Consider the following 8,542-nt stretch of genomic DNA (forward strand, 5'->3'; position numbering starts at 1 on the left):
GGTATCGCTTGCTACTGTAAGAGGTGTAGCTGCTAACTTAATAGTTGATGTTTTAGTAGTTACATTACCAAAGGTATCTTTTGCTACAAAGGTAACAGTGATAACGCCACCAGGTACAGTACAAAAGTCAGCTGGAGCATTATAGTTATTTGTAATAGTTGCTATTGCACCACAAGCATCGGTGGCAGTAGCCGTACCGAGCCAAGTGTTGATAGCTGTAGTAGCTGTAGTTGAGTTACACACTATATTCAAAGCAGATGGAGCATTGAAAGTAGGTGGTGTGGTATCGTTCACTGTAAGGGTAACAGTTACGAGGCCACTAGTACAGCCGTTGTTATTGATAGCTCGTACATAGGCTGTTGCAGTAGTACGAGTCGTTACATTCGTATTGATAGTAGGAGCTACAGTAGTGCTTGCAGTAGCTGTAGGGGTAGCATACCAACGCAAGGTAGTACCTACTGCAGGGGTTACATAATTATCAAACGATACAATATTACTATTTGCTGTAGGGCAAAGGGTAGTAGTACTGCTTACTGTAGGAGTAGCGGCAGTAGTTACAGTTAATCTTACTGTTGTGCTTGTAGCAGTAACAACTGTTGTAGTACAACTAGTCTATTTGAATACTACACGGAAGTACTTGCCGTTATAGCTTACTGGTACATTTTTAAGAGTAAGCGTAGAGGTATGGATACCATTGTTAAGTACACTTCCTGTTGGAGCAGGGGCTACTGGAGCTACTGCTTTTATCCAAGTAGTAGCATCATCACTTTGTTGCCATTCATAACTAATACTATATGAAGCTGGTACACCTGTTAGTATAGCTTTTGCCTCTAATTTTGAATCATCACCTGCACATATAGTTTTAGGAGTAGGTTGAGCTGTAACACTCATTGTTCCTACAGATACTACTGATATTGGACACAATTCTACTACATACCCACCGGCGCTACTGTTATCAGGGTCGGTAAGGGTAAGTTCGGTGAACGGTTTATCAGAGGTTACGACTACTTTTGCTTGAGTATACACATTGGCTTGGTGTGATACTTTTCCACCAGCTACGGTGAGTTTTCCAGCATCGGTACCACAACCTACTGCGTTTACTGCTACTGTGCCACCACAGTTTACTGCAAAGGTTACGCTATCGGCATTGGCAACACTAGGGTTACCTCCGAATCCTGAAAGCCATACTTGTACAGAGGTTACAGGTTTGCTAAATGTATACTTAATAGTTGCCTGTCCACCTTTCATTATAGGATAGCCTGCCAATATAGTGCTTTGGCACATTTGTCCTGAATCATAGGTATAGGCGTCAAAAAACTGTGGAGTTCCTGTAATAGTTCTGTTTACTGTTAGTCCTCCTATTTGTGCTGCTGCAGTAGCTGTTTTAGCAAACTGAGGTGAAGGGAAACTGGTACAAGCTCCTCCTGCTTTACCTACTTCTACTAAATAGTTAGTAGTGAGGGTACAAGTACCGTTGGCTACTTGTGTAATTGCCAAGGTAGCCGTAGCAGTTTGTCCGTTGTGAGTTATGGTTAAAACTCCTCCTGGTGGTATAGAGGCAGCTGTAGCTGTACCATTATTGAATTTATGTAGCAACTGCGTACCAGGAACACCTTTAATAGTATATACTACATTGGTTGCTCCTGTTTCATTGAGTGTTGCAGGAGTAGCATAAAACTCAGTAATGTTATTGAGTACTGAAGCTTTGGTAACAGTAAACTCATTAGAGTATGCAGAGATATCATCACATAAACCTACGAGGTCTACAGCATAGCGCACTCTGAACTTACCACCGTTAGCCACATTGGCTGTATTGATAGTAAAGACACGAGTAGCCCCTACTTTGGTGTTGTTACTATACGTTTGGGTAGCTCCTCCATTAGGAAGTGCATAGTTCACCCAGTTAGCAGAACTATTGGCTTTGTACTGCAATTCATAAGAGAATCTATTACCACCGATATTTACTATAGTACCTGTAGCTACTGTAGCTTGCGCATTGATAGTAAAGGTAGCATCTGTACATACTACTTTATTAGGATAAGTAGTAGGGTTGATAGTAAGCACATCGGTAACAGTGAGAGCTGTAAATTTAAATATATTAGAATAGCTTTCTCCACCGCCACATACTGAGGCATCGGAGGTATACTTCACACGGTAATAACCTGTGTTAGAAGCTACATTCTCTATTGTAAGTATCTTTTCAGCACCGCCAGTTACAAGTGTATATTTCTGAGTAGCGTGATCTACCCAATTAGCTGTATCGGTAGGACGGTATTGTAACTGATAAGTAACACCAGTTCCTCCCATACCTGTATTGAGGGTTGCTTTAGCCGTAATAGTAGTAGTACCTGTAGCACTTGCACATACAGCTACATCAGTATAAGCAGGTGCATTTATTGCGATGACTGAAGATACTGTGTTAGCTACCAATTTAGTAGCATTGGTAGTAAGCGACAGCGTACCACAGAAACTACCGGCGTGAGTATAAGTATATGCTACACGGTATAGCGCATTGTTATCAGAAGTAGTAGGCGTAAAGCTATAGGTGACATTAGCACCTGAAGCTGCACTACCACTTTGTCCGCTTATATCGCTCCACGTAGTACCATTGTTAGTAGACTTTTGCCATTGGTAATTGAGACTACCACTGAAAGGACTTGCTAAAGTAGCTTGTGTAGTAAGGGTAGTGGTAAACCCAACACAAGCAGTAGTTGTAGCGGTAAGTTGCGTAGTAATGGTTACCGCATCGGTATTACCAGTACCTTGTTTTTTGATTGAAACAGGGCAAAGATCTACAAAGTAACCAGCAGCAGTGCTATTAAAATCTGTAATAGTAAGTTCCATAAAAGGTTTGTCGGAAGTTACTTTTACACCTACATCTACGCCTTTTTCACCATCAGCCCATACTACATTATTATCTATAGCAGCATTACCTACACAATCAGAAACTAAGGTTAGTGTAGGATTGGTTCCACAATTAGTTGTAATTTTAGCAGCATCACGATTAGAAGGGATTTCCTTATGTCCTCCCATTAATGCTAACCATACTTCTACATTGTTTACAGGCTGACTAAATTTATAGGTAACACTTTTATTACTTTGTAAAAATGTAGTACCTGCTTTATATACAGTTTGACAAGTGGTTACACTAGCAGTAGAATAATTTGTAGTTCTCTCTGTTCCTGCCGGTCTATTGATATTCACTTGTATACCATTAGCAGTAGCAGTAGTAGTCCCTACAAACATAGGGTCGGGCATATTAGGGCCACATTGTGCACCACTATTATATGGAGGTCTCTTTATTGAAGTAGGACAAATCACCACATAATAACCTCCCCCATTACTATTCACATCAGTAAGGGTTATTCTTGTAAAAGGTGCTGTAGAAGTTACTCTTATACCCACATCGGTAGTTAGTTTTTTACTAGTACTAGTTACCTCTAATCCGTTGATAACCGCTGCTCCTGGATAACAGTCGTATACTTTAGCAAGAGAAGCTGTACCACTATTTACCGCAAATCTCACTTTGTCAAATGTTCCTCCATTTATATTATCCCCAAAATAATAAAGGAATATTTCAGCACTTCTTATAGGTGTTGAAAAGTCATACGTAATTTGTTTATTACCTATCAATAAAGGTAAATGTGCTGGATAAGTTACATTACCCCCGCAATGGTTTGAAGTGTTAGCCCCTGTAGATATATCATTAACACTTGCTACTCTTCGTGTTACCGTTATATTATTCATCTGAGCGGTAGCCACTTGTTGTCTTGCAAAATTAGATCCTATAGTAGCAGGGGTACAATTATAGCTAGTTTCAAGTAACGCTTGTACAGAAGAAGGGCAAAGTGCTACAACAGAACCTTTTCCTGTACTTCCTTTATCTGTAAGAGTTATTTTAGTAAAAGGTTGCGTTGATACAAGTTTAAGAGAGACATCGGTAAGGATTTTTCCTGTAGCGCTCTTTATTGTACGTCCTGTAATATTACTTACCCCTACATTACACTCAAAAACTTTTTGAAGAGAAAGGGTTCCTCCCCCATCTACTTCAAATTCTATTTCATCATAAGTGCCTGAAAGAAACTTATCACCAAAAGCGTATAATAAAATTTCAATATTATTAACAGGTTTATCAAACTCATATATAAGTTTATTTCCTCCTCCTATACCTCCTAATAATGGTAAGTTAGGAGGATAGTTTTTAGTAGAACCGCAATAGTTATCTGATCCTATACTACCTATCTTCCCTGCAGTCATTTTACGGGTAACTTGTACTCCGTTAATTGTAGCCACTTTTGTAGCTGCAGAACTGCCGCCGAAAGGATCAGTTATACTACTAGGAGTTTCTGCAGAACAAACACTATTATCTAATTCTAATGTTTCTAAACATATTTCTACAAAGAAACCATAACCACCTGTTTGTCCTGATTTTTCCTCAACTTGCAAATAGAGCTCTGTAAAGGGTTCTGTGGAAGTAACCCCTACTTTAACATCTGTTGTTTTATCTCTTTCAGATACTACTTTGTTACCACTTTCGATGGTAGCAGCTCCTGAAGTACAAGAACTACGCAAATCTAAATTTGTAGTTCCTCCACTATTAGTTGTGATTATCACCCTATCTTGGTGAAGTTTACTATTATCCCAAGTTTTCTTTGTTCCACTATACCCAAAGGCTGCCAAGAAAACCTCAGCATCCATTACGGGCTTACTAAACTTATAGGTAATTTTGCTTACCTTGTTAGAGTCCATAAAGGGATACTTCTTGTTACCAAAGGTAGCCATACGCCATTTACCACAATAGTATTCGTCACCTCGTGTGTCTTTACTACTATCATGATCATTACTCATCAAGGTTTCCTCATTAGAATACCTAATCTTATCAATAGACCAGCCTCTCGTTTCTAAAATACGAGTTACTGTAATACCATTGATAGTAGCGTACTCTTCTACTCTTTTAGTAGTTTTGCTCACTTGTGTGTAGCTCACAGGTTCAGGCATAGTGAGACACTGTGCACTCAAATGCCCTATAGTGAGTAAGAAGAAGCCTACCCATAGTAATAAATGAATGTTTTTGCTTGTTAGTGATGTAAAGTTTCTTTTCATTGAAAAACAGTTTTCTTCTATTTTAGGGTGCAAAAATAGTAAACTGTTTTCACACTACCATATACAGAATGAGATTTAATATTTTTTTAACAGCTTTTAGGTAGTTTTTAAGAGTTGAAGTAAGGTAAGAAATAAAAGCCCCTCCACATATTCTACTCTCACGGACTTCCCCGAAGGGGCAAGTTGTAAAAGTAATTCTTTTGAGTAGGTGTTGGAGTATCTCAGAGGGGCTTGGAAAATCTCGGAGGGGCAAAGTTAGCTAATTATTTTACATACAAGAAACCTTTTTGGGTTTGTTGTTGTCCATCTTTATAATAGGTAACAATATAAAAATAAGTACCCGCAAGGGCTTTGCTCTTATTTATATTCTGTACATTAGGATAGCCTCTAAACACTTCGCCGTTTTTGTTGTAATTATTGTTCTCGTATACTTTGAGTCCCATTTCATCGAAGATGAGCACCGAGATAGGGCGATCTTCATCAGTATTTTCTATTTTAAAATAGTTCTCGGGGTTAGAGATAGAGACACCATTATATATAATAAGTGATGGGGTGGACGAGTCGGACGGGGCTGACGGGTCGGGGTTAGGGTTGGGTTGTGGCTGTGGTTGAGGGTTAGGCTGTGGTTGGGGTTGGGGTTGAGGCTGTGGTTGTGGGTTGGGCTGTGGTTGAGGTTTAGGTTGAGGTTGTGGTTGGGGTTGGGGTTGGGGTTGAGGTTGTGGGTTAGGTTGAGGTTGTGGGTTAGGTTGTGGTTGTGGTTGTGGTTGGGGTTGGGGTTGAGGATTTTGAGCGTTAGGGTCAATAGTGATTACTTGTTCATAACGGTTTTCGTTATGAGCACTATCTTCTACAAACCATACATAGCGCACTATTTTTTTACCGTCTTTAGTTTCATTGCTTTGGCTAGATACTACTTGTAAAGCTCCATCACAATTATCGGTTGCAGTGAGGTTTTCTCTTACAGGCACATCGGCTTCGCTCTTTACTGTCATACTTGGGGGGTAAGACGAGAGCACTGGTTTTTGAGTGTCTTTGAGGAAAATTTGTTGGGTATGGCGGATAGGCAAAGCTCCATCGACATAGGCTATCCAAGAGCGAGTGAGTTTGTAAGACTTACGGTCGCCTTCTCTAAACTCTTCTTCATAGTCTATGTGAATGTTATCGGCACCCTCTGCTTTTACTTCAGCTTTGGCAGGGATATCGCCTCGGCATTGTACGTGTTTATCCTCAGGAAGAGGGGCTACAAAACGCAAGGTTTTAGTAGGCGCTTCTTTTTCGTAATAGATAAATTGCTGTGCTGTAGCAGAATAGTTGCATTTATCTTTTGCTACCCATTTGCGCAATAAATAGGTAGTATGGTCTTCTTCTGAAAAAGTTACCTCAGCTTTTTTATTAGCACCACAATAATGAGATTCGGCGGTAACGTTAGGTTTTTCGGGAATAGCATTCTTTTTAACAGTTATCACAGGCTCAGGCAAATTTTTAAAGGTAATGTCAGGACTGTGCATATCCAATAAATGAGGTTTTTCATTACTTACAGCATAAGCGATATGATTGAGTACTTCTATTTTGAAAATACCTTCTACATAGAGATTGCCACCATTCCAGCCTTTAGCTTGTGTAGGGAAAATGACCGTAGCTTGTCCGTTGTTAGGTAATCCATCGGCTAACACGTATTTATAGGTTTTTCCATAATCGTCTGAAAAGAGGATACGCACCTTACTATCGTTGCCAAAAACATTCTTATCAACATCCCAGTAGATAGTAGTTTCTTTACCATATTTAAATCTTCCGGCACTGCTTTTAGTTATATTAGTTATCCTAAAAGGCTTACCTTCTACTATATTTACTTTGGTTTCATAGACATCATATAGAGGTACGTGAGGTTTTCCATCTTTGTGAGCTCCTATTTTACCGTCGGATACACCTAACCAAAAAGTGAAAACCCCAGTTTCGTTTTCACCTGTGAACTTATAAGGAACAGGTTTCCATTCATTGTATTCATTTTTTCTATAGGGTTGATAGAACTCTATATGGTTGCTTTCGGTAGGGCGATTAGAAGGGAAACGCGCTTTGCCAAATTGATTAAAATCGGCTTGATGTGCCATATAGAGAAGGGGGTCGCCATCGGGGTCGGTTGCTTCTATATTGAATTGAAAGTAAGTATTTTTGGGGAGTTTGTATTCCTTCTTTAATGTAGAACGTTGGATTACAGGGGCACGGTTAGTAGAAACTTCACCGTAAGGGATATTGTCTTGTGGCAAACCTACTAACTGAGTACGGGCTTTATCGCTATAATAAGCATCGTGCAAATTGGTACGGTTGCGGATGGTATATATAGACGGAAGTGAGAAATATGTGCCGTTAGGGTCGTTGATGTAACTCATAATAGAGTTCCCTCTATCGGGCTCGGTATGAGAAGAAGCGGTTGCTCCTCCTATGGTAAAGGTGTGTGCAGATCCTAATAAGTGTCCTAATTCGTGAAGGATGATATAAAACTCGTGATTGGCAATACAGCCTCCTTTTAGTTTCCCTGTAATTTCACCCAAATGCGCCAAACCACGATTATCACGGTATTTAGAAAAGACAATACCTGCATCGTAATTCTCTTCGCCTATAAGGTTATTAAAATCTGAAGTCGCTCTATTCAATACCTCTCTCACCACAGGGTAATCGTATATTTCTTTGTCTTTAGTAGTGATGATAAGACGAGGGTCGTTCACCAAAGTAAATTGACAGCCTATCTCTCTACCGCATACCTCGTTGAGTCCTGCCTCTACTTTTGTCATAAATTCTTTTACCTTATTTATGTCACCATAACAACGTTCTTTGTAGAAACTGTAATCGATGAGCATAGCCAAACGATAGGTTCTGAGTACATTGGTATTGTAAAGCACTTTTTTGTCGTCAGACGGAAGTGCTTCTTCGTGCAGTATTGCCCCACGTGCAGTCATCGCATTAGCAGGCGCGAGTTGCATAGGTAGTCTTTGGGAAGTGGGAGTTGTGGCTTGGGAGCATTGCCCATCGGCGCAAGTGCCACAAGTGAAGTGTTCTTTATCGGTAGTAACTTTGAGCATTCCGTTTTCAGTATTGATGAAATAAGAATGACCATCGTGCCATACTTCACCTGATAGGGTAGTTTTATTCATTGAGAGTGTTCCTGCAAAATTGCCATTGTGATAGGCAACGAAAGTGCGGAAGCCTTCTTGGGCAAGGCTATTGGGGCGTGCTTGCCAGCTGAACGATATAGATTTTCCTTTGACAAGAACATTCCATTGTACTGAGGTGTTTGTATCAAAAAGGCGTATGACCTCAATAGCTTTTTGTTGTGCGTTGGTTACTGCTGTTAGTAAGAAGCAGAGTAGTAAAAGTCGTGATATTTTCATTTGTTGTTAGTGTTTAGTGTTATAGCCCCCGTTCCCCCGAAGGGGGACAAGCC

The 8,542-nt window shown here is 40.0% G+C and carries 2 protein-coding genes and 1 pseudogene; all 3 read right to left on the reverse strand.

Annotation, left to right across the window (positions count from 1 at the left end; all coding sequences use genetic code 11):
• Positions 1–534: pseudogene (locus HMPREF9073_RS11355) on the reverse strand (hypothetical protein); the annotation flags it as partial.
• A 78-nt stretch (positions 535–612) separates the two neighbouring features.
• A complete protein-coding gene (locus tag HMPREF9073_RS11360) occupies positions 613–5,103 on the reverse strand; it encodes a hypothetical protein (protein ID WP_009413916.1) in 4,491 nt (1,496 codons plus the stop codon).
• A 263-nt stretch (positions 5,104–5,366) separates the two neighbouring features.
• Positions 5,367–8,489, reverse strand: a complete 3,123-nt coding sequence (locus HMPREF9073_RS11365) for a reprolysin-like metallopeptidase (protein ID WP_009413918.1) — start codon at positions 8,487–8,489, stop codon at positions 5,367–5,369.
• Positions 8,490–8,542: the final 53 nt, after the last annotated feature.

Source organism: Capnocytophaga sp. oral taxon 326 str. F0382 (assembly GCF_000318295.1).
Classification (GTDB): domain Bacteria; phylum Bacteroidota; class Bacteroidia; order Flavobacteriales; family Flavobacteriaceae; genus Capnocytophaga; species Capnocytophaga periodontitidis.

Excerpts from the sequence above, each read along its gene's own strand:
- HMPREF9073_RS11360 (WP_009413916.1), bottom strand. The coding sequence starts at position 5,103 with ATGAAAAGAAACTTTACATCACTAACAAGCAAAAACATTCATTTATTA.
- HMPREF9073_RS11365 (WP_009413918.1), bottom strand. The coding sequence starts at position 8,489 with ATGAAAATATCACGACTTTTACTACTCTGCTTCTTACTAACAGCAGTA.